General features: G+C 68.0%; 18 protein-coding genes and 1 tRNA gene. 10 read left to right on the forward strand and 9 right to left on the reverse strand.

Annotated features, from left to right (window positions below; genetic code table 11):
- Nucleotides 1–265 precede the first annotated feature (265 nt).
- On the forward strand, nt 266–736 hold the full coding sequence (locus tag NRG74_RS11355) for a helix-turn-helix domain-containing protein (RefSeq protein ID WP_257706538.1): 471 nt from the start codon (nt 266–268) through the stop codon (nt 734–736).
- Nucleotides 737–982: 246 nt separating this feature from the next.
- On the opposite strand, the gene NRG74_RS11360 is transcribed toward NRG74_RS11355, so the two are convergent.
- The gene (locus tag NRG74_RS11360) at nt 983–2,101 is read right to left on the reverse strand and encodes a hypothetical protein (protein WP_257706539.1); all 1,119 of its coding nucleotides are present in this window, start codon (nt 2,099–2,101) and stop codon (nt 983–985) included.
- Nucleotides 2,102–2,245: 144 nt separating this feature from the next.
- On the opposite strand from NRG74_RS11360, the gene NRG74_RS11365 reads away from it, so the two are divergent.
- The 5 genes from NRG74_RS11365 to NRG74_RS11385 all read left to right on the forward strand — a co-directional run bounded on the left by NRG74_RS11365 (nt 2,246) and on the right by NRG74_RS11385 (nt 7,313).
- Nucleotides 2,246–2,551 (forward strand): nucleotide pyrophosphohydrolase, encoded by a 306-nt coding sequence (locus NRG74_RS11365; RefSeq protein ID WP_017642406.1) that lies wholly within the window; start codon nt 2,246–2,248, stop codon nt 2,549–2,551.
- Nucleotides 2,548–3,303: a methyltransferase domain-containing protein gene (locus tag NRG74_RS11370; protein ID WP_257706540.1), complete on the forward strand. Its 756-nt coding sequence runs from the start codon at nt 2,548–2,550 to the stop codon at nt 3,301–3,303. Before NRG74_RS11365 ends, NRG74_RS11370 begins: the two co-directional genes overlap by 4 nt.
- A 46-nt stretch (nt 3,304–3,349) precedes the next feature.
- Nucleotides 3,350–3,961: a DUF4136 domain-containing protein gene (locus NRG74_RS11375; protein WP_068383761.1), complete on the forward strand. Its 612-nt coding sequence runs from the start codon at nt 3,350–3,352 to the stop codon at nt 3,959–3,961.
- 62 nt (nt 3,962–4,023) lie between these two features.
- Nucleotides 4,024–4,608: a DUF4136 domain-containing protein gene (locus NRG74_RS11380; RefSeq protein ID WP_257706541.1), complete on the forward strand. Its 585-nt coding sequence runs from the start codon at nt 4,024–4,026 to the stop codon at nt 4,606–4,608.
- 161 nt (nt 4,609–4,769) lie between these two features.
- A complete protein-coding gene (locus NRG74_RS11385) occupies nt 4,770–7,313 on the forward strand; it encodes a bifunctional diguanylate cyclase/phosphodiesterase (protein ID WP_257706542.1) in 2,544 nt (847 codons plus the stop codon).
- 4 nt (nt 7,314–7,317) lie between these two features.
- On the opposite strand, the gene NRG74_RS11390 is transcribed toward NRG74_RS11385, so the two are convergent.
- From NRG74_RS11390 to nirB, 3 genes are all read right to left on the reverse strand, one after another.
- The gene (locus tag NRG74_RS11390) at nt 7,318–7,527 is read right to left on the reverse strand and encodes a hypothetical protein (RefSeq protein ID WP_143075228.1); all 210 of its coding nucleotides are present in this window, start codon (nt 7,525–7,527) and stop codon (nt 7,318–7,320) included.
- Nucleotides 7,528–7,798: 271 nt separating this feature from the next.
- The gene (gene nirD / locus NRG74_RS11395) at nt 7,799–8,155 is read right to left on the reverse strand and encodes a nitrite reductase small subunit NirD (protein WP_017642412.1); all 357 of its coding nucleotides are present in this window, start codon (nt 8,153–8,155) and stop codon (nt 7,799–7,801) included.
- Nucleotides 8,156–8,157: 2 nt separating this feature from the next.
- Nucleotides 8,158–10,707 (reverse strand): nitrite reductase large subunit NirB, encoded by a 2,550-nt coding sequence (gene nirB, locus NRG74_RS11400; protein ID WP_257703884.1) that lies wholly within the window; start codon nt 10,705–10,707, stop codon nt 8,158–8,160.
- Between the two features lie 583 nt (nt 10,708–11,290).
- Between nirB and NRG74_RS11405 the strand changes: the two genes are divergently transcribed.
- A complete protein-coding gene (locus tag NRG74_RS11405; protein WP_257703886.1) occupies nt 11,291–15,322 on the forward strand; it encodes a bifunctional nitrate reductase/sulfite reductase flavoprotein subunit alpha in 4,032 nt (1,343 codons plus the stop codon).
- A 9-nt stretch (nt 15,323–15,331) separates the two neighbouring features.
- Here the strand turns inward: NRG74_RS11405 and NRG74_RS11410 are convergent, their stop codons facing one another.
- Complete coding sequence (locus NRG74_RS11410; protein WP_257703887.1) at nt 15,332–15,940, reverse strand: TetR/AcrR family transcriptional regulator; 609 nt, start codon at nt 15,938–15,940, stop codon at nt 15,332–15,334.
- Nucleotides 15,941–16,084: 144 nt separating this feature from the next.
- Between NRG74_RS11410 and NRG74_RS11415 the strand changes: the two genes are divergently transcribed.
- Nucleotides 16,085–17,095, forward strand: a complete 1,011-nt coding sequence (locus NRG74_RS11415; RefSeq protein WP_257703888.1) for a hypothetical protein — start codon at nt 16,085–16,087, stop codon at nt 17,093–17,095.
- 10 nt (nt 17,096–17,105) lie between these two features.
- On the opposite strand, the gene NRG74_RS11420 is transcribed toward NRG74_RS11415, so the two are convergent.
- The 3 genes from NRG74_RS11420 to NRG74_RS11430 form a co-directional block, all read right to left on the reverse strand.
- Nucleotides 17,106–17,201: transfer RNA gene (locus NRG74_RS11420), tRNA-Sec, on the reverse strand.
- Between the two features lie 9 nt (nt 17,202–17,210).
- Nucleotides 17,211–19,124, reverse strand: a complete 1,914-nt coding sequence (gene selB / locus NRG74_RS11425; protein ID WP_257703889.1) for a selenocysteine-specific translation elongation factor — start codon at nt 19,122–19,124, stop codon at nt 17,211–17,213.
- Between the two features lie 89 nt (nt 19,125–19,213).
- Nucleotides 19,214–20,101, reverse strand: a complete 888-nt coding sequence (locus tag NRG74_RS11430; RefSeq protein WP_257703890.1) for a LysR family transcriptional regulator — start codon at nt 20,099–20,101, stop codon at nt 19,214–19,216.
- Between the two features lie 110 nt (nt 20,102–20,211).
- Between NRG74_RS11430 and NRG74_RS11435 the strand changes: the two genes are divergently transcribed.
- Nucleotides 20,212–21,198, forward strand: a complete 987-nt coding sequence (locus NRG74_RS11435; RefSeq protein ID WP_257703891.1) for an aldo/keto reductase — start codon at nt 20,212–20,214, stop codon at nt 21,196–21,198.
- Between the two features lie 46 nt (nt 21,199–21,244).
- Here NRG74_RS11435 and NRG74_RS11440 read toward each other — a convergent pair whose 3' ends face one another.
- On the reverse strand, nt 21,245–21,553 hold the full coding sequence (locus tag NRG74_RS11440) for a DUF2288 family protein (protein ID WP_184291551.1): 309 nt from the start codon (nt 21,551–21,553) through the stop codon (nt 21,245–21,247).
- A gap of 214 nt (nt 21,554–21,767) precedes the next feature.
- Here NRG74_RS11440 and NRG74_RS11445 point away from each other — a divergent pair, with 214 nt between their 5' ends.
- A complete protein-coding gene (locus NRG74_RS11445) occupies nt 21,768–22,889 on the forward strand; it encodes a branched-chain amino acid ABC transporter substrate-binding protein (RefSeq protein ID WP_017642421.1) in 1,122 nt (373 codons plus the stop codon).
- Nucleotides 22,890–22,941: the final 52 nt, after the last annotated feature.

Genomic DNA, 22,941 nt, shown 5'->3' on the forward strand with positions numbered 1-22,941 from the left:
TCCGTAGGGTGGGTAACGGCGCAGCCTTACCCCCGCGGAGTCGAACCTGCTGTGGAAATCCCTGGACGGTTTTCACCGCGTGTAGCCGGTGTAGAGTGGATGGACAGGGAAGACCCTGTGAGGAGACGGGCTTCCGTCTTCCCTGTCAGCGAGGCCGTCAGGTCCCTGTCACCTCGCTGTCAGGCTGCTGTCGGGTTGTCGTCGTGTCGGACAGAAGGCCTTGCGGCTAGGCTTTTGCTCGTCCACCACCGCTGGAGAAACCGAGATGCAACTGCCCAACAAAATCAAGGAACACCGCCTGGCCCGAGCGTGGTCGCAAGAGCAGCTGGCTGAACTCGCGGGCATCAGCACCCGTACGGTGCAACGCATCGAAAATGGCGAGCAGGCCAGTCTGGAGACCCTGAGCGCCCTGGCTGCCGTTCTGGAAATCAGCGTTGCCGACCTGACAGGTCAAGCCACTCAAGCAGTGGGATCCGCTGCAGACGAGCGAATCGCGAATGCCCGTGAACAGGTCGCCGCCGAGATCGGCTTCTATTGGCAGGTGCTGCGCGGCCTGGTCATCTGGGTCTTTCTCTATGTGCTCAATCGCGCGACCTCGCCTGAGAGCCACTGGTCCCTGTGGGTCGCCGCCATCTGGGGAACTCTGTTGCTGGGTCGTGGCATCCAGACCTTCTTCCTGCGCGACAGGATCGCCCTCTGGCAGCACGCCCGGCTGCAAAAGCTCTTGCGGAAGTAGGAAAGGCCACCGATCGGCACCAGCGTTAGGCGCAGCTGAACCGCCTAGCTGGTCATGGCGCTGCTACTGCGCAGCCAGACCTTCGAGGCAGGCGGCGCTGTTGGGCTTCGCTGCGCTCAGCGCCAACCTACGGGTGTGTCATCAAACCGCCGTAGGTTGGGCCGAGACGGTTCCTGCGTCGAAGCCCGACATGTCCGCGCCGGGTAGAGGAGCGTTAGGCTTCGCTGCGCTCAGCGCCAACCTACGTCAGCGGGGCAGGAGGTCCGCCAATGGCCCTGGATGCTGGCGCACCTCGGCGTAGGGCACCAGGGTGCCACCGGGTTCGTCGCAGCTGCGGGCGGCGCGGAAGAAGGTCGGGCCCAGGTAGAGGCCCTTGGGCGTCAGATACCAGGGCGCGAATTGCCAGACGTCGGCGCTGCGATAGTCGCAGCCATCACCGTCGGCCGGCGCCTGCATCAGCTCCGGATACAGCCGGGTGAACAACCGCACCACCCAGGGCGCCAGGGTTTTTTCCCGATAGTCCGCCAGGGCCTGGGAATAGCGATCCTCCGGCGCCGGACGAAGCGGCTGGCCATGGCCCAGCCAGAGGAAGTCTTCCAGCGCCAGCTCCTGGCCGGTCTGCAGATCCAGGGTCAGGGGCGCGCTGCCGAAATCCGGATGGGCCGCGCCGCTGCAGCTGTATTGGCTGAACAGATTGACGCTGAGCACCCGCTCGCTGAGCAGTTGCGGAGTCACCTGCAGGCTGTGCTCGCCGTCAGGGCCGATACAGCTCAGATGGGCGTCCACCTCCGCCCAGAGTCGGTCGCGCAGCACGGCATTGGCCGCCTCGCTGGCGCCCGCCACGGTGAACAGCCGCATGCCCGACACCGGCTCGCGCCACCAATGCAGCTCACGACCCATGAAGGTCTGGCGCTCACCTTGCTCCAGGGTCAGCCCCTGCAGGCGGCGGAATTCGTAGGGATCGTCCTGGCGCAGTGTCTGGCGATAGCGATCCGCCGCCGCGGACTGTTCCAGCTGCAGCGGCGCCAGGGCGAGCGGCAAGGTCTTGCCGGCACCGCTCCAGGTACCGCTCCAGCGACCGTCCTTGCCGCGCGTCAGCGACCAGCTGGCCTTGGGGCCGTCCTGCCAGGGCGCACCCTCCTCCAACCTGAGCTGGTCGCCCGATTGCGCCGGACCGCTCAGGCGCAGATCGCGGCGATAGCGGTCATAGAAGTAGCGGCCAGAGGCTTCGTCATTGGCGGTGGGATCCACCTCCACCACCACCCGGGACTGGCCGAGAGTGCCTTCCAGCAGCAGCTTTTCGGCATGGGCGGCGCTGGTGATCATCAGCAGGGTCAGCAACGGTCCGGACAGGCGAAATTTCATCAGGGCTCCAGCGGCCAGCGTGTCGGTGATGGGCCCAGAGTAGAGCAGTAGCGCCGGACTGTCGCGCAGAGACCAGCGGACAAGACACTGACGCGCCCTGGTCCCGCCATGGGACAATGACGTTTTGCCAATCCCTGGACGCCCATGGACCTTCCTGCCCTGCTCACCCGCCTGCACGCCATCCGCGATGCCAACGCCTGGCGGCGCTATCACAACCCCAAGAATCTGGCGATGGCGGCCAGCGTCGAGATGGCCGAGCTGGTGGAGATCTTCCAGTGGAAAAGCGATGCCGAGGCCCGCGAGCTGAGCGCCGCCGAGCGCGAACACGCCGGCCAGGAAATCGCCGACGTGCTGCTCTATCTCCTGCAACTGGGCAGCGAACTGGAGCTGGACGTGGAGCAGGCGGTGCTGGCCAAGCTGGCCGACAACGAGAGGCGCTTCCTGCCGTGAGCGATACCTTCTTCGACGACCGCGCCACCCGTTTCGCCGCCAACATCTATGGCGGCACCAAGGGCGCCATCCGCCTGGCGGTGCTGCAGGCGGATCTCGCCGAGGTACTGCCCGGGCGTCCCCTGCGGGTGCTGGACATCGGTGCCGGCCTGGGCCACATGAGTCTCTGGCTGGCCCAGCAGGGCCATGCCGTGACCCTGGCCGAGCCGTCGGCGCCCATGCTGGCCGGCGCCCAGGAGGCCTTTGCCGCGGCCGGGGTCAGCGCCGCCTGGCTGGCGCTGCCCTGGCAGGAATTGCCCGCCTTCGCCGAGCCCTTCGACCTGGTGCTCTGCCACGCGGTGCTGGAATGGCTGGAGACGCCCACGGCGATCCTGCCGACGCTAGAGCGCTGCCTGGCCGCGGACGGCTGGCTGTCCCTGGCCTTCTACAACCGCGACGCCCTGATCTATCGCAACCTGCTCAAGGGGCATTTCCGCAAACTCAGGCAGGGCGATTACGCGGGCGCCGGCCAACGGGGCCTCACCCCGCAACGGCCCCTCGATCCGCGCGAAGTCGAGGCCTGGCTGGCGCCGGACTGGCGGATCCAGGCGCGCAGCGGCGTACGGGTCTTTCACGACTACATGCCGCCGGAGTTCCAGGCTCGCGCCAACGGCGAGGAGCTGGTGGCCATGGAGTTGGCCCACCGGCGGCACCCGGCTTTCGCGGGCCTGGGGCGCTATCTGCATTGGCTCTGCCAAGCTAAGGCAGGATAACGCCGGGCGCAGTATGCTCTGGCCAGCATTCCTTCGAGGAACGGTCATGCGTCGCCCCCTGCTCTGCCTGTCGCTCGCGCTGCTCGCCCTGGCCGGTTGCCAGACGCCCAATCCCTATGTCGCCGGCAGCCTCCCGGAGGCCGCGGTGCCGGTACTGCCGCAGCAGGATCCGGCGGCCTATCCGCCAGCGCCCCGCGACTGGAGTCGCTATCGCACCTGGAGTTGGGCACCGGGTGCCGCGGTGGTCAGCGGTGGCCTGGATGGCCAGACCGTGCAGCAGGCGGTGGCCGATGGCCTCGACCAGCGCGGCTTGCGACCGGCCATCGGCGGTGCCCGCGCCGATCTCCAGGTGCGTGCCCGCCTCACCCAGCAGCAGCGCAGCGAGCAGTACACCGACTACTACGACACCAGCTACGGCTACGGCGGCTACGGGCCCTATGGCTATGGCCCCGGCTATGGCGCCACGGTCGGCCAGGCGCGGACCCGCACCCGGACCTTTGTGGTCGATGTGCTGGAGGTGGAATTGCTCGATCCCGCCACGGGGCGCGTGCTCTGGCATTCGGCCGCCGAGCAGGCCACCGGCGGCAACAGCGGCGAACGCGCACGCACCCTGAGAGACACCACCCGCCGCCTGCTGGCCAACTATCCGCCGAGCTGAGGGGATAAGTGGCCCTCAAGCCAGTCCAAGCAGACTACTACCCTCACCGCCGAGGATCGCCCATGAAACGTTGCCTCCTGCTGCTTGCGGTCCTCCTGCTGACGGCCTGCGCCGAACGCGGCCCGCGCAATCTGGACTATGACGCCAGCCGCGACTTCGCCGCCTATCGCAGCTGGAGCTGGGCCGATCCAGCCATCGAGTACCGACCCAACGATCCCCGGGTGCGCAGCGATCTTACCGAGCAGCGCCTGCGCGACTCGGTCAGCGGCGGCCTCGACCAGCGTGGGCTGCGCCCCGCCGCGACAGGCACGCGGCCAGACCTCAGGATCAAGCTCTATGTGATCCTCGATCAGCGCCAGCAGAGCTACAGCTATGCCGACCCCTACTGGGGTCCGGGCTGGGGTGGCCCCTGGGGCTCCGCCTGGGGCCCGGGCCCCTGGGGACCGAGCTATGTGCGCACCCAGACCGTCACCTACCCAGTGATGACGGTGCAGCTCGACATGCTCGACGGCCGCGATGGCAAGCTGGTCTGGCGTGCCAGCGAAGAACGGCTGCTGGACGACCAGAACGCCACGCCCGCCCAACGCAGTGCCGGCTTTGGCCGCCTGATCAACGAACTGCTGATCGGCTATCCGCCGCGTCCTTGAGCGGTCGACCGTCCGGGCAGCTCAGCGCTGCCCCTGGTCCGATGATGAGCAGACGTCTGTTAGCCAGTCACCGATAATGGCACCTGGCCAGATATTCCTCGCGCCGTCTTTGGCCACCGCGCAGGAAACCTGACCGTCGTCCAGCGCCGCCCAGGTCCCTCATGTCGTCAACCCCCATCGCCACCCGTCGCAGCCACGCCCTGTTGCTGCGCCTGTTTCCGGTCATTTGCGCCCTGCCGATCCTGCTCGGCATCGGCTGCTACCTGCTGATCAAGACCGCCTCCAGCCAGGACGCCGATGTCCAGCAGCGGGCGCGGACCTATATCACCCGCACCCTGGAGCAGGTGGAAAACGAGATCGGCCATAACATCATCAACTATGCCAAGTGGGGCGAGGCCTACAAGCACCTGCACCTGAAGGTCGATCGCTTCTGGGCCAACGAGGAGCGTAACGTTGGCGACATTCCCTATGAGCTCTATGGCTACAACGGCGTCTTCGTGCTGGATCCCCAGGACCGTACCGTCTATGCCGTGATCGACGGCCAGCCAACGGAGCGCACGGCCGCGCAATGGCTGGAAGGGGATCTCACTGCCCTGCTGGCGGCGACTCGCAAGCGACCTGGAGAAACCGAAAGCCTGGTGCGGATCCTGAGTGTCGGCGGTGTCCCTGCGCTGGTCGCCGCCGCCACCATCACGCCGGGCGCGAGCTATGGCGTCACGCCGGGCGCCGGCGAGCCCTCGGTGATGCTGTTCGTCAATGTGCTCGACTCCGCGACCCTGGCTCATCTCAGCGACACCTACGGGCTGCCGACGCTGCAGGCCTCCCGGCTGCCTCTGCCCGATCATGAATCCCTGCGCCCGCTGGATTCACCGCTGTTGCTCAACTGGCAACCCCCACGGCCCGGCGCCCAGTTGCTGCGCCGGACGCTACCGGTGTTCCTGGCCGGGGTGCTGTTGCTCGGCCTGGTGCTGGCGCTGCTGATCCGCCATGCGCTGAATTCGGCCCGGCAGCTCGACCAGCAGTTCGATGCCCTGGTCGCCAGCCAGACGGAGCTGAGTCGCAGCGAACGCCGCTTTCGCGAGCTCGCCGAGGCGGCCTCCGACTGGCTCTGGGAAAGCGATGCCGAAGGCCGCATCGCCTATCTGTCCGAACGCTTCGCCCGCATCACCGGGCATGCGCCTGGCAGCTGGCTCGGTCGGCCGCTCGCGGAGCTGTTCAGCAGCGAGACGACCCGCCTGGCTGACTGGCTCCTGGACAAGGCTCGCCAGCTCGACGAGCGCCAGGTGCTGCGCTGCCATTATCGTGACCGTCTCGGCCATTCCCGGGTCTGCGAGATCACCGCGCGGCCCCTGCCCAAGGACGCCGGCTTCCGCGGGACCGCCAGCGACATCACCGCCGCGGTCAACGCCCAGGCCGAGATCGAGCACCTGTCGCAACACGACAGCCTGACCGGCCTGGCCAACCGGTTGCAGTTGCAGCACTACCTGGCCGCTCAACTGGCGCAACCCAGCACGCCGCTCACCCTGCTCAGTCTGGACCTGGATCGCTTCAAACCGATCAACGACAGCCTCGGCCACGCCGCCGGTGATCGGGTGCTGCAGGAAATCGCCCGGCGTCTGCAAGCCAGCCTGAGGCCCGGCGGCCTAGTGGCGCGCCTAGGGGGCGACGAATTCATCGTGGTGCTGCTCGGCCACCTGGATGTGGCGACGGTCGACCAGATCTGTGCGCGCCTGGTAAGCGCCATCGGCCGGCCGATTCCCCTGGAGGAGCAGACCGTCAGCGTCGGCACCAGCATTGGCATCGCCCAGGCACCGGAGCAGGCCAGCCAGGTCGAGGACTTGCTGCGCCTGGCCGACATCGCGCTCTACCAGGCCAAGGCCGCGGGCCGCAACGGCTGGTGCTTTCATGCACCGGCCATGGACGCCCAGCTCAGCCAGCGTCGTGACCTGGAACAGGAACTGCGCCAGGCCTTGGCGCGCGACCAGGTGCGCCTGGCCTACCTCCCCCGCCGGCGCACGGCAGACGGCACCCTGAGTGGCGTCGAAGCCCAGCTGCACTGGGCCCATCCGATACGCGGAACGTTACCGCCAGAGGCCTTCTTGCCCCTGGCCGAAGAGACCGGACTCAGCGCTCCCCTGGGGCTCTGGCTGTTGGACAGCGCCTGTCGCGCCGCAGCGGCCTGGCCCGCGCCGCTGCGGCTGGTCATTAGCGTGTCGCCTCGCCAGTTCGACGATGCCAAGGCCCTGGTGGAGGTAGTCGCCCAGGCCTTGCAGACCAGTGGCCTGGCAGCGGAACGCCTGGAGCTGCAGCTGCCCGAGGCGCTGCTGCGGGTAGACGGTGATCCGCCGCTCCCTCAACTCCAGGCGCTCAACGCCCTGGGCGTGCGCCTGAGCCTGGCCGATTTCGGCAAAGGCCTCGGCGCCTTCGATGCACTGCGCCAGCCCCTGCTGGAGGGCATCAGCCTCGATAGCCAGCTCATCGCTCACCTGGACCAGCGGCAGGCCGATGCCGCCATCGCCCAGGCGCTGATCGGTCTGGGACGCACCCTGGGGCTCCGGGTGGCAGCGACGGGCGTCGAGACATCAGGCCAGTTGGCGTGGCTAAAGGCGCAGCACTGCGCCGAAGTCCAGGGCCCGCTGTTCGGCCACGCCCTGTCCGACCGCGAACTGGCGGCGCTGCTGGATACTGACCTACGGGCTGGGTGAGGACCTAGAGTCGCTCCAGCCACCCCAGGTCGCCGCCACGGGCCGGTACCGGATAGCAGCCATAGGGCGCATAGCCGTGGCTACAGACCGGATCGGCGCGCAAGGCGGGTTCGCCCACCGGTTGCGCGCGCCAGCCTTCCAGCAGGGCGATGGCGGCCAGGGCCAGCAGCAGGGCGATGAACAGCGCGGAGCGAAGGGTTCTTGTCAGGCGCATGATGACCTCCCGCAGGGCGACTGCCAGGATCGGCAGACAGCGTCCCCGCTCCTTGAGTATCGCCCCGACCAAGAGTTTTCGCCTGCCTGGACCAGCACCCATCGCGCAACGCTGCACTACGGTGGGTGCAACAGTCAGCCGCATAGGCGCGGTGATCACCCGGGCAAGGCGGCGCCGTTGTCCAACTACGTGAATAGCTCCGCGCCACACCGTACCGCCCCCTCTCCCTCCGGGAGAAGAATGGGGTGAGAGAAGGCCAGACGCGAAAGCCTCAGGCGATCTCCACCCGCTCCCCGTTCAGCCGTACCGCCCAAGTGGGCAGCGCCTGCTCGGGGTATTCCAGGCAGCCACCGTCCGCCAGGCGGAAATGCTGCTTGTACAGCGGTGAGGCGATCACCAGGTCCTGGCCCAGTTGGCCGACGATGCCGCGACCGATGACATTGGCACCGGACTTGGGATCGCGATTGCCCACGGCGAAGACCTTCTGCTCGGTCTCGGGTAGATAGAACAGCGCCACCTGCTCGCCCTCGTACAGGGCCACCACACCGGACTGGGGCACCAGATCGGTCAGGTGGCACAGGGGTTGCCAGCGGGGCTCCAGGGCGCGAGCGGTATTGGTCTGGGTCATGGTCAAGCCTCCTCGGTGACGGCGATGAGCTGAAGTTCGTGGTGACGCGCCGGCCGGCGCTGGCCGCGCTCCTTGACGAAGTGGATGTCCGGGTCGTTGCCGCGCTGGTTGACGAAGGTCCGGAAGCGCTTGAGCTTGTCGGGATCGTTCAGGGCATTGGCCCATTCGCATTCGTAGCGATCCACCACCAGCTGCATCTGGGCTTCCAGCTCGGCACTCAGGCCCAGGCTGTCTTCGATGATCACCTGCTTGAGGTAGTCGAGGCCGCCCTCCAGCGACTCGCGCCACACCGAGGTGCGCTGCAGGCGGTCGGCAGTGCGGATGTAGAACATCAACAGGCGGTCGATGTAGCAGATCAGGGTCTCGTCATCCAGGTCGGTGGCGAACAGCTCGGCATGGCGTGGCCGCATGCCGCCGTTGCCGCAGACATAGAGATTCCAGCCGTTCTCGGTGGCGATCACGCCGATGTCCTTGCTCTGGGCCTCGGCGCACTCGCGGGTGCAGCCGCTGACAGCGAACTTGAGCTTGTGCGGCGCGCGCAGGCCCTTGTAGCGGTGCTCGATGTCCAGCGCCATCTTGACGCTGTCCTGCACCCCGTAGCGGCACCAGGTGCTGCCGACGCAGCTTTTCACCGTGCGGGTCGACTTGCCGTAGGCATGGCCGGTCTCGAAGCCGGCGGCGATCAGCTCGCCCCAGATGTCCGGCAATTCGTGCAGCTGGGCGCCGAAGAGATCGATGCGCTGGCCGCCGGTGATCTTGGTGTAGAGGTCGTACTTCTTCGCCACCTGGCCGATGGCGATCAGGCCTTCCGGGCTGATCTCGCCACCCGGAATGCGTGGCACCACCGAATAGGTGCCGTTCTTCTGCATGTTGGCCATGAAGGTGTCGTTGGTGTCCTGCAGCGGCACCAGGTGCGGATCGGTGATAGGCGCGTTCCAGCAGGAGGCCAGGACGTTGGCCACCGCCGGCTTGCAGATGTCGCAGCCATGGTGGCCGCGACCGTGACGCGCCAGTAGCTCGTCGAAGCTCTGGATGCCTTCCACCCGTACTAGGTGATAGAGCTCCTGGCGCGTGTGGGCGAAGTGCTCGCAAAGGCTCTTGTCGACCTCGACGCCCCGGGCGATCAGCTCGTGCTCGAAGACCTGCTTGACCAGCGCCGCGCAGCCGCCGCAACCGGTGGCGGCCTTGGTGCAGCTCTTGATGCCGGCGAGATCGGTGCAGCCGGCGTCGATGGCGGCGCAGACCGCGCCCTTGGTGACGTTGTGGCAGGAGCAGAGGGTGGCGGTGGCCGGCAGGGCATCGGCGCCCAGGGTCGGGGCGCCCTCGCCCACCGGCATGATCAGGCTGGCAGGATCCTGGGGCAGCGGGATGCCGTTCTGGGCGTATTGCAGCAGGGTGTCGTAGTAGCTGTTGTCGCCCACCAGCACGGCGCCGAGCACGTGCTTGCCGTCGGCGGAGACCACCAGGCGGCGATAGCTGGCGCTGGCTTCGTCGATGTAGCGATAGCTACGCGCGCCGGGGGTGGCGCCATGGGCGTCGCCGATAGAGCCCACGTCCACGCCCAGCAGCTTGAGCTTGGTGGACATGTCGGCGCCGGTGAAGGGCGTGCCCTGGCCGTGGCAGAGGGTGGCGGACACCAGGCGCGCCATCTGGTAGCCCGGCGCGACCAGGCCGAAGACGCTGCCATTCCAGGCGGCGCACTCGCCGATGGCGTGGATGAAGGGATCGCTGGTCAGGCAGCCATTGTCCACCGCCACCCCGCCGCGAGGGCCGAGCTCCAGGCCGCAGCTGCGGGCCAGGGCGTCCTGGGGACGGATGCCAGCGGAAAACAGGATCAGGTCGGTCTCGAGGAAATCCTCGCCGGCGAAGTTCATGCGGTAGCGGTACTCGCTGCCGGCGGTGATGTTCTGGGTGGCCTTGGACAGGTGCACGCCCACGCCCAGGTCTTCAATGCGCTGGCGCAGGGCGGCACCGCCCAGGTCGTCCAGCTGCACCGGCATCAAGCGCGGGGCGAATTCCACCACATGGGCTTCCAGACCCAGGGATTTCAACGCATTGGCCGCTTCCAGGCCGAGCAGGCCGCCCCCCACCACTACGCCGCGGCGCGCCTTGGCGGCGGCCAGGCGGATGGTATCCAGGTCGTCCAGGGTGCGATAGACCAGGCGTGAGTCGCCTTCGGCGCCCTCGATGGGCGGCACGAAGGGATAGGAGCCGGTGGCCAGCACCAGGCGGTCGTAGCCGAAGGCGCCGGCGGCCGTCAGCACCTCGCGCTGTTCGCGGTCGATGGCGGTCACCGCGCAGCCCAGGTGCAGCACCAGGCCGGGCACGGCATAGAGGTCGGCTGCGCTCATCGCCAGGGATTCGGCGTCACGGCCGGCGAAGTATTCCGAGAGATGCACCCGGTCGTAGGCGCGCTGACGCTCTTCGCCGAAGACGTGGATCTCGTAGTGGTCCAGGGCGCCGGCCGCCAGCAGCTGCTCGACGAGGTGATGGCCGACCATGCCGTTGCCGACGACGATCAGGCGTTCTTTGCGGGTCACGATGCTGTTCATGGAGGCTATCCCCCGGCCGAGGCCAATCAGGTTGAGTCGCGGCAAATAAAAAGGCGCCTGAAACCTTGCGGTCTCAGGCGCCTTTGCCTGTTCTATGTAGGGAGGAGCCCTGGGCTCTGCTCCGTGCCCGTCGCCTGCAGTGGCTGTCGATCGCCGTTGATCGACCGGGCGACCCGAAAATGCGGGTCTATCAGGGCTTTTGCATCGGCTGTGCCAGTTCTGCCTGATCGCCTGGAGATCCGCCACTGGCGCGGCCTGCAGCCAGCAGAGGGCATCGCCGACTCGCCACTAGCTACCCGCCAGCCGGAACCACAACGGTGCAAGGCAAGGCCTGCCTGCCCCGTCACGGCGCACATCACCCGTGGTTGCCATGACGTCGAGCAGGACTGCCGCCCCTCCGCCGGACCAGTAGTCATGCGCTCCCTGAGCCCGTCGGACCAAGCTGGCGCGGGCCTTGCTAAATACCCAGCATGGAGCGGTCAACGCCGATCGCTCCCTTTCACGACAAAGGCGCCGTGTTCGTCTCCCTCCGGGGAGCACGACCGGCGCCTTTTCGCTTTCTGGTTCTCGAAGGATCCTTGCCATGGCCACTACCCACATCAAGAGCGTCTGCCCCTACTGCGGCGTCGGCTGCGGGATCGTCATGCAGGTGGAAGACGGCCGGGTCACCAAGGTCAGCGGTGACCGCGACCACCCCGCCAATCGCGGCCGCCTCTGCACCAAGGGCAGCACCAGCCACCAGGCGCTGGTGGACAGCGGGCGCATGGCGCAAGCCTACGTCCGCCACGACCGCTCCCACGAACCGGTGCAGACCGCGCTGGACCAGGCCGTCGCTGCCACCGCCGAGCGGTTGCGTGCCATCCTCGACCGCCACGGGCCGGACGCCATCGCCTTCTATGTGTCCGGCCAGCTGTCGCTGGAGGCCCAGTACCTGGTAAGCAAGCTGGCGCGGGGCTTCATCGGCACCAACCAGCTCGAATCCAATTCCCGGCTGTGCATGGCCAGCGCCGGCACCGGCTACAAGCTGTCCCTTGGCGCCGACGGCCCGCCCGGCTCCTACGACGACCTCGACCACGCCGATCTCTTCCTGGTCAGCGGCGCCAATATGGCCGACTGTCACCCCATCCTCTTCCTGCGCCTGCTGGATCGGGTCAAGCGCGGCGCCCGGCTGATCGTCATCGATCCGCGGCGCACCGCCACCGCCGAGAAGGCCGATCTCTTCCTGCAACTGCGCCCGGGCACCGATCTGCTGCTACTCAATGGCCTGCTGCACCTGTTGCACGCCGAGGGCCATCTGGACGAAGCCTTCATCGCCGCCCATACCGAAGGTTGGGCGGCCATGCCCGATTTTCTCGCCGACTACAGTCCCGCGCGCGTGGCCGCCGGGACGGGGCTGGCCGAGGCGGACATCCGCACCGCCGCGCGCTGGATCGGCGAAGCCGGCGAATGGACCAGCCTCTGGACCATGGGCCTGAATCAGAGCACCCATGGCACCTGGAGCACCAACGCCCTGTGCAACCTGCACCTGGCCACCGGCAAGATCTGCCGCCCCGGCAGCGGCCCCTTCTCCCTCACCGGCCAGCCCAACGCCATGGGCGGGCGCGAGATGGGCTACATGGGCGCCGGCCTGCCCGGCCAACGCAGCCTGCTGTCGGCCGCCGACCGCACCTTCGTCGAGCGGGCCTGGGACATTCCCGAGGGCACCCTGCACACCCGTCTTGGCCAGGGCACCGTCGCCCTGTTCGAGGAGCTGGCCGCCGGCACCGTGAAGGCCTGCTGGATCATCTGCACCAACCCGGTGGCCAGCGTGGCCAATCGCGAGACGGTCATCCGCGGCCTGCAGGCCGCCGAACTGGTGATCACCCAGGACGCCTTTCTCGACACCGAGACCAATCCGTACGCCGACATCCTCCTGCCCGGCGCGCTCTGGGCCGAGGCCGACGGGGTGATGATCAACTCCGAGCGCAACCTGACCCTGGCGCCCCAGGCCGTCAATCCGCCCGGCGAGGCCCGCGCCGACTGGCGGATCATCGCCGACGTCGCCTGTGCGATGGGTTATGGCGAGCACTTCAGCTACGCCTCGGCCGCTGAGGTGTTCGACGAGATCCGGCAATTCCACAACCCCCAGACCGGCTACGACCTCCGCGGTGCCAGCCATGCCCGGCTGCGCCAGACGCCGCTGCAATGGCCCTGCCCCAGCCAAGAGAGTGATCCGCGCCAACCGATCCGCTATCGCAACGACGGTCGTAGCCAGACCCTGCGCCTGGGTGAGACCGGCGAACCGACCGCCCTCAACTTCGCCACCGCCAGCGGCAAGGCGCAATTCTTCGCCCGTCCCCACCTGGATCCGGCGGAATTACCCGATGCCGACTACCCCTTCGTGCTCAACACCGGCCGCCTGCAGCACCAGTGGCACACCCTGACCAAGACCGGCAAGATCGCCGCCCTCAATCGCCTCAATCCGGCGCCCTTCGTCGAAGTGCATCCCCAGGATGCCAAGGCCCTGGGCCTGGCGGCGGGCGACCGGCTGGAGATCACCTCGCGCCGCGGCCGTGCCGTGTTGCCGGTGACCCTCAGCGACCGGGTCCAGCCCGGCAACTGCTTCGCGCCCTTTCACTGGGCCGACGTCCAGGGCAACGACCTGGCCATCAATGCCGTCACCAGCGACGCCGTCGATCCGCTCTCGCTGCAACCGGAACTCAAGGTCTGCGCCGTGCGCCTGACCCGCGTCGCCACCATTCCCCACCGCCAATTGCCGGCCGACGAGCCCGTCGCAGAGAGCGCTCAGTTGCCCGCCCTGGCGCGCCTGGCCGAGCTCACCGGGGTCGCGACCGCGGTACGGCCACAGCTCAGCGCGGCCGAACGCACCTACCTGGCCGGCTTCATGGACGGCCTGCGCGATGGCGGGGCCCAGGGCGTGCCCTGCCTGCCGGCCCAGGCGCCGCTGGCCGCCGACACCCGCCTCTGGCTCGACGGCCTGCTCGCCGGGTTGTTCAGCCGCCTGCCGGAAAGCCAGGCCGCCAGCCTGGCCATGGCCGCTACCGCCCCCGCCGATCTGGTGGTGCTCTGGGCGTCCCAGACCGGCAACGCCGAAGCCCTGGCCGAGCGCTGCGTCGCCCGCCTGTGCCAGACCGGTCTCAGCGTGGAATTGCACGACATGGCCGCCTATGCCGTGGAACGCCTGACCGGTGCCCGCCGCGTCCTGCTGGTCAGCAGCACCTTTGGCGATGGCGAAGCCCCGGACAATGGCCAGGCCTTCTGGCAGGGCCTCGATCGGCTCGACGCCTCCCTGGCCGAACTGGACTACGCCGTGCTGGCCCTGGGCGATTCCACCTACGACCAATTCTGCGGCCACGGCCAGCGCCTCGACGCCCGCCTGGCCGAACTCGGCGCCCGCCGCCTCTGCCCGCGCCTGGACTGCGACGTTGATGGCCTCGATGGCGCCGATGCTTGGCTGGCCGCCCTGCAAGGGCAGCTGGCCCCCCAGGCCACCAGCGTGCCCCTGGCGACTGCGGCCACCACCCATCGCCCGAGCACGGTGCCGGCGCGGCTGGTTATCAACCAGAGACTCAACAGCGCCGGATCCAACAAGGAGGTGCGGCTGTTCGGCCTCGCGTCCGAGCAACCCCTGGCCTACCAGGCCGGCGACGCCCTGAGCGTGAAGGCGCGCAACTGTCCGGAGCTGGTCGAGGAAGTCCTCGCCCTCGCCGGACTGAACGGCGAACAACCGGTCGCCGTCCCCAAGGTCGGCGAGCTGTCGCTGCGCCAGGCGCTGGGCGAACACTACGAGATCGCCCGCCCCAACCCCGAGACCCTGGCGCTGATCGCCGAGCGCAGTGGCAATGCCGATTGCCACGCCCTGCTGGGCGACCGCGACGAACTCAAGCGCTGGCTCTGGGGCCGGCAACTGGCCGATGTGCTGGCCCGCTTTCCCGCCCGCCATGACGCCAGTGAGTTGCTCAGCAGCCTCAAGCGCCTGCAGCCGCGGCTCTATTCCATCGCTTCCAGCCCCCTGGCCCATGCCGGCCAGGTGCACCTCACCGTCTCGGCGGTGCGCTACGGTAAGCGCAAGGGCGTGGCCTCCACCTTTCTTGCCGACCGCCTGCAGGACGCCACCACCGAGGTGCATATCCAGTCCTCGCGCCATTTCCGCCTGCCAGACCAGGGCGACGTCCCGCTGATCATGATCGGCCCCGGCACCGGTATCGCGCCCTTCCGCGGCTTTCTCCACGAACGCCGCGCCCGGGGCGACCAGGGCCGCAACTGGCTGTTCTTTGGCGAGCAGCACGCCGCCCATGACTTCTACTACCGTGACGAACTGGAAGCCTTCCAGCGCGATGGCCTGCTGAGCGAACTGAGCCTGGCCTTCTCCCGCGACCAGGCCGAGAAGGTCTATGTGCAGGATCGGCTGCGCGAACGCGGCGCCGAGGTCTGGCGCTGGCTGCAGGACGGCGCCCGCGTCTATGTCTGCGGCGACGCCAGCCGCATGGCCCGGGATGTCGACCAGGCCCTACGCCAGGTGGTGGCGACCCACGGCCACCTCAGCGACGAGGCCGCCAGCGAGTACCTGCGTGGGATGAGCGAGCAGAAGCGCTATCTGAAGGACGTCTACTAGCGCCGCCGGCTACAGCACCGCGCGCGCCAGGCGGGTGAAGGCCTCGATGGCCTCGCGCTCGCCCAGCGCCCCGCGCACCACGGCCGCGGCCAGGGCCTCGCCGGCGCCGACCAGACCAATGCAGCACACCTGCAACTCCGCGGCGGGTCTTTTGCTGTGCGGCGTGAGCACCGCCGCCACCATCTGGGTGCCATGTTCCAGCAACTCCTGGTACACCGCCGTCTTTTCCTCACTCCCCGCCAGCGCCGCCGCCACTACGCCGACTTCACCCTGCATGTCGGTCACGCAGCGGATGTAGCCCTCGGCCAGCGCCGCGCTGGCCTCTTCGGCGCTCTGCTGTCGGGCGGTCATGGCCTGGCGAAAGGCATCCATCTGCGCCAGATCGAGCCAGCGATAGAGCTCGATGAGCAGCCCCGAGCGAGTACCGAAATGCTCGTAGACGACCGGTTTGGAGACGCCCGCCTGCACGGCCAGATAGCCCAGGGTCAGGCGATCCGCGCCTTCTTCCCGAACGATGACCCGTGCCGTTTCCAGCAATTGCTGACGCCGGGCTGCCTTTGAGAGACGCCGTCCGGTCCCTTCGGAGACCGGTTTTTCAGGGATGGATTGCTCTGCCATTGGTCAAGTCTTCTTGCAAACCTACTAAAGGTAGGTTAATTCTGAACTGGAACCTACTCCTGGTAGGTTAATGCGGAGTACAGCCCCTTGCAATCGGCTGTGCGGTCTCCGGAACCTCAGCACTGCAACGAAGAGGACAGCATCATGCCACTGCAACCCATACTCTTTGCCGGCGGTTCGGGCACGGTAGGCCGCCAGGCCATCCACTGGTTTCGCCAGCGCCAGCCTGACTGGCCGCTGCTGGTCGGCGGCCGCAACCTCGCCACGGCCGAGGATGTCGCCCAGGCCGCCGGCCAGGCCTGGGCGGTGCGCCTGGATCTCGACCAGCCGGGGCTGGGATTGGATCCCGCTCTCACCCCGGCAGCCATGATCATGCTGGCACCGGATCAGGCCCTGCACGGCTTGCGCCTCGCCCAGCACCTGGGCATCCCCTATCTCAATGCCAACACCGGCGTCACCGAACTGGGGCCGGAGGTCGCCCAGTTCATGCACCGCCCCAACGCGCATGCCCTGGTGCTGTCCAGCCACTGGGCTTCGGGTGCCGCCCTGGCGCTGGCACTCGATCTCGCCCGCCGCTTCACCCGGGTCGCGGCCATCGGTATAGAGGTTTTGCTGGATGAGGCGGACCCGGCCGGTCCCCTGGCCTGGGAGGACATGGAGCGGGTGCACAGCACGGCGCCCGCTGCCCTGGCATTCCATCATGGACGCCGCGCCTGGCTGAGCGGTGCCGACCTGCAGGGCAGCGTCACCGCGCTGGACGGTCGCACGCTGACCGCCACGGCCTTCGGCTCAATCGATCTGCTCAGTCTCTGGACCACCACCGCCGCCCCGGAGCTCCGCTTCGACATCGCCATGGGCGAGTCCTCCAGCCGGCGGCGGGGCGCGGAAACGGCGGCCGAGATCGCGGTCAGGGTGACCGGTGAAAGGGACGGCCAGACCACCCGTGCACGCGCCGTGCTGGAATTCAACCAGGGGCAGGCCTCGCTGACCGCCCTAGGGCTGGTGCTGTCGCTGGAGCGAGTGCTGGGCCTGGCGGGCGGTGAACGCCTGCCGGCGGGTCTCTATATGCCCGAACACCTCTGGGAGGCCGAGTGGTTTCTGCAGGAGTTGCAACGGGAGGGCGCGGTGATCCATCACCAGACGGATGGGCACTGACGGCGAAAAATGGCGGAAGGCAGTGGGAGTCGAACCCACCCGGGAACGGCTGCCGTCCCCAACCGGGTTTGAAGCCCGGCCACGCCACCGGGCGTGATTGCCTTCCTCTGTTGCGCTAGGCCTCGGCGGCGCGGGCCCAGGCACTGTCCGGGCGGACCCGGCGCTCGTCACCGAAGCGACGGGTGAAACCGATGCGATCCAGGCATTCGAGGATCTGGATGCTGCGCTTGCGACCAATGCCGAGAGCATCGCGGAAGGCCGCGGCGCGAATGATCCCTGCTTCGCGCTCCAGGCGCAATGCCTCGCCGGCCGCGGCTTCCAGGCTGGCCTGGGGATAGAAGAGATCTCTGACCACCTGGGTCAGTTCCCCCAGTCGGGCCAGTTTGCGCAGCAACAGGCGCACCTCGGCCTCGGGCTGACCCAGGCTCTTGGCGAGATCGCGGGTCCAGGGCGGATCGAAGCGCTGGGCCGTGAGCAGCGGCCAGAGCCTGGCCTTGAGCCCCTCCTCTGCCGCGGTGAGGCGTACCCGGTGATCGGGCAGGTGCAACCAGGGACCGCTGCTCTGCAGTCGTCCCTCGGCCAGGGCCGTCTCCAGCAGGGCCAGATAGACAGCCCGCTCCAGTTCCGGCGCGGCGATGCGGCGGAGGCGATCCCGATCCGGCCCCAGCTCGTCGGGTTGTTCCTGGTGAAAGGTGGCGAGCGCTTCGCTCAGGCGCTCGAGCGCTGCCTGCCACAAAGAGGCTGCAAACAACCGCGGGCCGACCCGCGTCTCCACCCTCAGGGTGTCGGCGGGCAGTTGCCAGTCGCCTTCGGGTCGGTTGAACTGGCGCGCCAGCAGCCGTGGATCGAGACCGCCGTCGGCCTGGGCCAGGAGTTCAGGCAGCGCCTCCTCCAGACCGCCCCGACGCAGTGCCTGGAGTTGTGCCAGTCGCTGCGGCGTGCGGCGATGGCGCGCCGGGGCGAAGGGATCGAGCAGCCGGGCCCCGCCCAGGGTGCGCTGGGCGGACTGATCACGTAGCACCAGGCGATCGCCATGCACCCCGTGCAGCGGCGCATTGAGTACCAGCTGTGCCAGGGCCATGGCGCCGGGGGCCAGGCTGTCGCCTTCCAGCAGGGCGACGCGCCCGGTGAGATCCTGGGCGCCCAGGTGCACGTGCACTGGCGTCCAGTGCGCCAGGTTGCGCGCCTCGCCAGGCAGCAGCCGTAGCTCCACATCGATCCGGGTGGTGGGCGCATGCAGCGCCTCGGCCACCAGCCAGTCACCGCGGGCGATACTGTCGGTGCTCAGCCGCTCGCCGGCGAGATTGAGCGACACCCGCTGACCGGCCTGAGCGCTTTCCGCCGCGCGATTCTGGGCGTGCAATCCTCGCACCCGCAGGCGCTGGCCACGCGGGGTGAGGATGAGTTCGTCGCCGACGGCCACTTGACCGGCGAAGGCGGTGCCGGTGACCACCACGCCGGCCCCGGCCACACTGAATACCCGGTCCACGGCCAGGCGAAAGCCGCCGCGGGTATTGCGCTGGCGCACCTGGTCCAGCGCGGCGAGCAAGGCGGCGCGCAACGCGGGGATGCCCGCGCCGCTAGGGCTGGCCACCGGATACAGCGGCGTCCCGGCGAAGGGGCCGCCGGCCAGCAGCGCACTGACGTCCTGACGCACCTGGGCCAGTCGCTCGGCATCCACCCGATCGGCCTTGGTCAGGGCCACCAGCAGCCGGGGAATGCCGAGCAATTCGAGGATCGCCAGGTGCTCGCGGGTCTGCGGCATGACGCCGTCGTCGGCCGCCACCACCAGCAGGGCCAGATCCAGGCCGCTGGCGCCCGCCAGCATGTTGTGCACGAAGCGCTCGTGACCGGGGACGTCGATGAAACCGGTGAGACCGCCGTCGCCCAGATCAGCATAGACATAACCCAGGTCGATGGTGATGCCCCGCGCCTGCTCTTCGCGGCGGCGGTCACCGGCGACCCCGGTGAGGGCCTGGATCAGGGCGGTTTTGCCATGGTCGATGTGGCCGGCGGTGCCGATGATCATGGGGACGGTACCAGGCGGGAAAACAGGGACGTCATGGCGGCTCCAAGCGGCGGACTGGACCTCAGGGTAGCGGCGCCCCGCGTGATCGCCTAGCCGTGACGCTCGCGCAAGAAGGCCACGAAGGCCCGCAGCGGGGCCGGTAGTTGGCGGCGATCCGCATAGTAGAGCCGCGGCCCCGGAAAGGCCGTGGACCAGTCCGCCAGCACTTCCACCAGGCGACCGTCGGCCAGTGGCTCGGCCAGATAGTCGGCGAAGGAATAGATCAGGCCGACGCCGTCGAGGGCGGCCTGCAGTTCCAGGTCGAGCGCCGAGGCCAGCAGGCGACTGCCCGGCGCGACATTGAGGACCTCGCTGCCACGCTCGAAGCTCCACTGCGCCACCAGGCCGCTGGCGAAGCGATGGCCGATGCAGGAATGCCGGACCAGGTCGGCGGGGTGTGCCGGTACGCCGTGTCGTTCCAGGTAGGCAGGGGTTCCAGCCACGGCGAATCTTTGGGTGACCGGGCCCAGCCGTACGCTGATCATGTCGGCCTCCAGGTGCTCGTCGTAGCGCACCCCGGCATCGAAACCCGCGGCGAGCACGTCGATCAGCCGGTCTTCGGCCACCACTTCCAGGCGTATGCCGGGATGCCTGGCCAGAAAGGGCCCGATCAGCGGCGGCAACAGTACCCGAGCGACGATGGTGGGCACATTGAGTCTCAGGCTGCCGACCGGGCTCTCGCCCTCGGCATTGATGGCGTCCAGCGCGCCGCGCACCTCGCGCAGCGCGGGAGTGAGGCGCTCCAGCAGACGCTGGCCGGCCGCGGTGGGGGTCACGCTACGGGTGGTGCGGTGCAGCAGCCGGACATCCAGTTCCCGTTCCAGCCGGCGCACGGCATCGCTCAGGGAAGACGCCGCCACGCCGCGCACATAGGCGGCGCCGCGAAAGCTGCGGGCCTCGGCCACGGCGGCGAAGGCCGCCAGGTCATCCAGATTCAAGGCGCCTCCATTGTACGGCTGAGCGAACAGGTCGTTGTGTCGAGAGCGGATTATCGCACAGCGTCATCCTGGCTAGAGTGAAGCCTCATCCATCTGACGAGGAATCCCTCATGCAACAGCGTCGCTTGGGCCAGCAGGGCCCCTTGGTATCGAGCCTTGGTCTGGGCTGCATGGGCATGTCCGATCTTTATGGCGCCGCCGACCGTGGCGAGGCCATCGCCACCGTCCAGGCCGCCCTTGAACGTGGCGTCATCCTGTTCGACACCGGTGACTTCTATGGCATGGGCCACAACGAACTGCTGCTGGGCGAAGCCCTGCGCGGTCAGCGCGATCAGGCGCTGATCAGCGTCAAGTTCGGCGCCCTGCGCGGTCCGGGCGGCGAGTGGCTGGGCTACGACACCCGGCCAGCGGCGATCAAGAATTTCGTCGCCTACAGCCTCAAGCGTCTGGGTGTGGACCACATCGACATCTATCGTCCGGCGCGGCTGGATCGCCAGGTGCCCATCGAGGACACCATGGGCGCCCTCGCCGAATTGGTGCAGGCCGGCTACATCCGCCATATCGGCCTTTCGGAGGTGGGTGCGGAGACCCTGCGGCGAGCAGCGGCCGTGCATCCGGTCTGCGACCTGCAGATCGAGTATTCGCTGGTCTCGCGCGGTATCGAGGCGGAGATCCTGCCGACCTGCCGTGACCTGGGCATCGGCATCACCGCCTATGGCGTGCTCTCCCGGGGTCTGCTCAGCGGCCACTGGCGCCAGCCCGCCGGCAGCGGTGACTTCCGGGCCCACAGTCCGCGCTTTCAGCCGGGCAACGTGGAGCGCAACCTGGCGTTGGTGGAAGGTCTGCAACAATTCGCCGAACGCCGGGGCACCACCCCTGCCCGGCTGGCGGTCGCCTGGGTCGCCGCCCAGGGCGACGACATCGTGCCCCTGGTCGGTGCCCGCCGCCGCGATCAGCTGGACGAATCCCTCGGTGCGCTGGCGGTGACCCTGAGCGCCGCGGACCGTGCCGAGCTGGAACGGCTGCTGCCGCCAGGCGCGGTGGCCGGCGATCGCTACGGCGAACACCAGCTCCGCGATCTCGACAGCGAACGCTGAGTCACGCCCGCCAGCCAACGGCCCGCCTTGCGCGGGCCTTTGCGTTTCAGCGCTCGGCCGGACGCTCCTGCATCAGCACCCAGGGCGCGACCACCACCGCCCACAGGGCCACCGCCGGCGCTTCCAGTCGGCGGCGCGCCCGGTCTTCGTCGACCTTGGCCAGCTGGCCCTGCTGCAGCCACAGCCCCACCTGGGCGGCATCGTCCTGGGTCACGGCGATGGCCGCCTCGATGAGGTCCAGCTCCGGTGCCACTTCCAGCAGCACGCCCCGCGCAAAATGCGGTTGCAATTCTTCCCAGCCGATGGCGGCAGTCTGCCCGAGCAGGGTGGCGTAGCGCGTTGCGTGATCGGTCATGGTGCGGGCCTCGTGAAAAGGGCGGATTCTACCGGCGCCCTCTTCGCTTGCCGAGCGCCCGGACGCGCGGTCGACAAGTCCGACAAGTTGTCGTCGCCAGCTTTCCAAGACGAACAGACGGTGATTAAACTGCGCAGCGCGTCATATAGAACAAAATCGGCACACTTTCGCTTCCAACTGCCTCATTAATAAAAGCATTCCGAGTGGAGCACTCATGAAAAAGGCAACTCTGCGTTTCTCCCGTCTGATCGCGGCCCTGGCCCTGGCCGGCATGGCCAGCCACACCCTGGCAGCCGACACCCTGAAGATCGGTCTGGCCGGCCCCAAGACCGGTCCGGTCGCCCAGTACGGTGACATGGAGTTCATTGGTGCTCAGATGGCCATCGAGCAGATCAACAAGGCCGGCGGCGTCAAGGGCAAGCAGCTCGAAGGCGTGATCTACGACGACGCCTGCGATCCCAAGCAAGCCGTGGCCGTAGCCAACAAGATCGTCAACGATGGCGTCAAGTTCGTCGTCGGTCACCTCTGCTCCAGCTCGACCCAGCCCGCCTCCGACATCTATGAAGACGAAGGCATCCTGATGGTGACTCCGGCGGCCACCAGCCCCGACATCACCAACCGTGGCTACAAGCTGATCTTCCGCACCATCGGCCTGGACAACATGCAGGGCCCGACCGCCGGCAAGTTCATCGTCGAGCACGTCAAGCCCAAGGTCGTCGCCGTCATCCACGACAAGCAGCAGTACGGCGAAGGCATCGCCACCGCGGTCAAGCAGACCCTGGACAAGGCGGGCATCAAGGTCGCCATGTTCGAAGGCATCAACTCCGGCGACAAGGACTTCTCCTCGCTGATCGCCAAGCTCAAGCAGGCCAACGTCGACTTCGTCTACTACGGCGGCTACCACCCTGAGCTGGGTCTGATCCTGCGCCAGGCGGCCGAGAAGGGCCTGACCGCCAAGTTCATGGGTCCGGAAGGCGTGGGCAACAGCTCCATCTCCGCCATCGCCGGCAAGGCCTCCGAAGGTCTGCTGGTCACCCTGCCGCGCTCCTTCGACCAGGATCCCAAGAACCAGGCTCTGGTACAGGCGTTCAAGGACAAGAAGCAGGATGCGAGCGGTCCCTTCGTGTTCCCCTCCTACGCCGCCGTGCAGGTCATCGCCCAGGGCATCGAGAAGGCGGGCGACGAGAAGCCCGAGGACGTGGCCAAGGCACTGCGCAGCAACACCTTCAACACCCCCACCGGTGAGTTGGCGTTCGACGAGAAAGGCGACCTGAAGAACTTCGAGTTCGTGGTCTACGAATGGCACGCCGACGGCTCCAAGACCGAAGCCAAGTAAGCCCTGCCTGTAACACCGAAGCCCACCGCCAACGGCGGTGGGCTTCGTTTAT

It is taken from the genome of Pseudomonas oryzihabitans, from assembly GCF_024652905.1.
GTDB lineage: Bacteria > Pseudomonadota > Gammaproteobacteria > Pseudomonadales > Pseudomonadaceae > Chryseomonas > Chryseomonas benzopyrenica.

Excerpts from the sequence above, each read along its gene's own strand:
- NRG74_RS11355 (WP_257706538.1), top strand. The coding sequence starts at position 266 with ATGCAACTGCCCAACAAAATCAAGGAACACCGCCTGGCCCGAGCGTGG.
- NRG74_RS11360 (WP_257706539.1), bottom strand. The coding sequence starts at position 2,101 with ATGAAATTTCGCCTGTCCGGACCGTTGCTGACCCTGCTGATGATCACC.
- NRG74_RS11365 (WP_017642406.1), top strand. The coding sequence starts at position 2,246 with ATGGACCTTCCTGCCCTGCTCACCCGCCTGCACGCCATCCGCGATGCC.
- NRG74_RS11375 (WP_068383761.1), top strand. The coding sequence starts at position 3,350 with ATGCGTCGCCCCCTGCTCTGCCTGTCGCTCGCGCTGCTCGCCCTGGCC.
- NRG74_RS11380 (WP_257706541.1), top strand. The coding sequence starts at position 4,024 with ATGAAACGTTGCCTCCTGCTGCTTGCGGTCCTCCTGCTGACGGCCTGC.
- NRG74_RS11385 (WP_257706542.1), top strand. The coding sequence starts at position 4,770 with ATGTCGTCAACCCCCATCGCCACCCGTCGCAGCCACGCCCTGTTGCTG.
- NRG74_RS11390 (WP_143075228.1), bottom strand. The coding sequence starts at position 7,527 with ATGCGCCTGACAAGAACCCTTCGCTCCGCGCTGTTCATCGCCCTGCTG.
- nirD (WP_017642412.1), bottom strand. The coding sequence starts at position 8,155 with ATGACCCAGACCAATACCGCTCGCGCCCTGGAGCCCCGCTGGCAACCC.
- nirB (WP_257703884.1), bottom strand. The coding sequence starts at position 10,707 with ATGAACAGCATCGTGACCCGCAAAGAACGCCTGATCGTCGTCGGCAAC.
- NRG74_RS11405 (WP_257703886.1), top strand. The coding sequence starts at position 11,291 with ATGGCCACTACCCACATCAAGAGCGTCTGCCCCTACTGCGGCGTCGGC.
- NRG74_RS11410 (WP_257703887.1), bottom strand. The coding sequence starts at position 15,940 with ATGGCAGAGCAATCCATCCCTGAAAAACCGGTCTCCGAAGGGACCGGA.
- NRG74_RS11415 (WP_257703888.1), top strand. The coding sequence starts at position 16,085 with ATGCCACTGCAACCCATACTCTTTGCCGGCGGTTCGGGCACGGTAGGC.
- selB (WP_257703889.1), bottom strand. The coding sequence starts at position 19,124 with ATGATCATCGGCACCGCCGGCCACATCGACCATGGCAAAACCGCCCTG.
- NRG74_RS11435 (WP_257703891.1), top strand. The coding sequence starts at position 20,212 with ATGCAACAGCGTCGCTTGGGCCAGCAGGGCCCCTTGGTATCGAGCCTT.
- NRG74_RS11440 (WP_184291551.1), bottom strand. The coding sequence starts at position 21,553 with ATGACCGATCACGCAACGCGCTACGCCACCCTGCTCGGGCAGACTGCC.
- NRG74_RS11445 (WP_017642421.1), top strand. The coding sequence starts at position 21,768 with ATGAAAAAGGCAACTCTGCGTTTCTCCCGTCTGATCGCGGCCCTGGCC.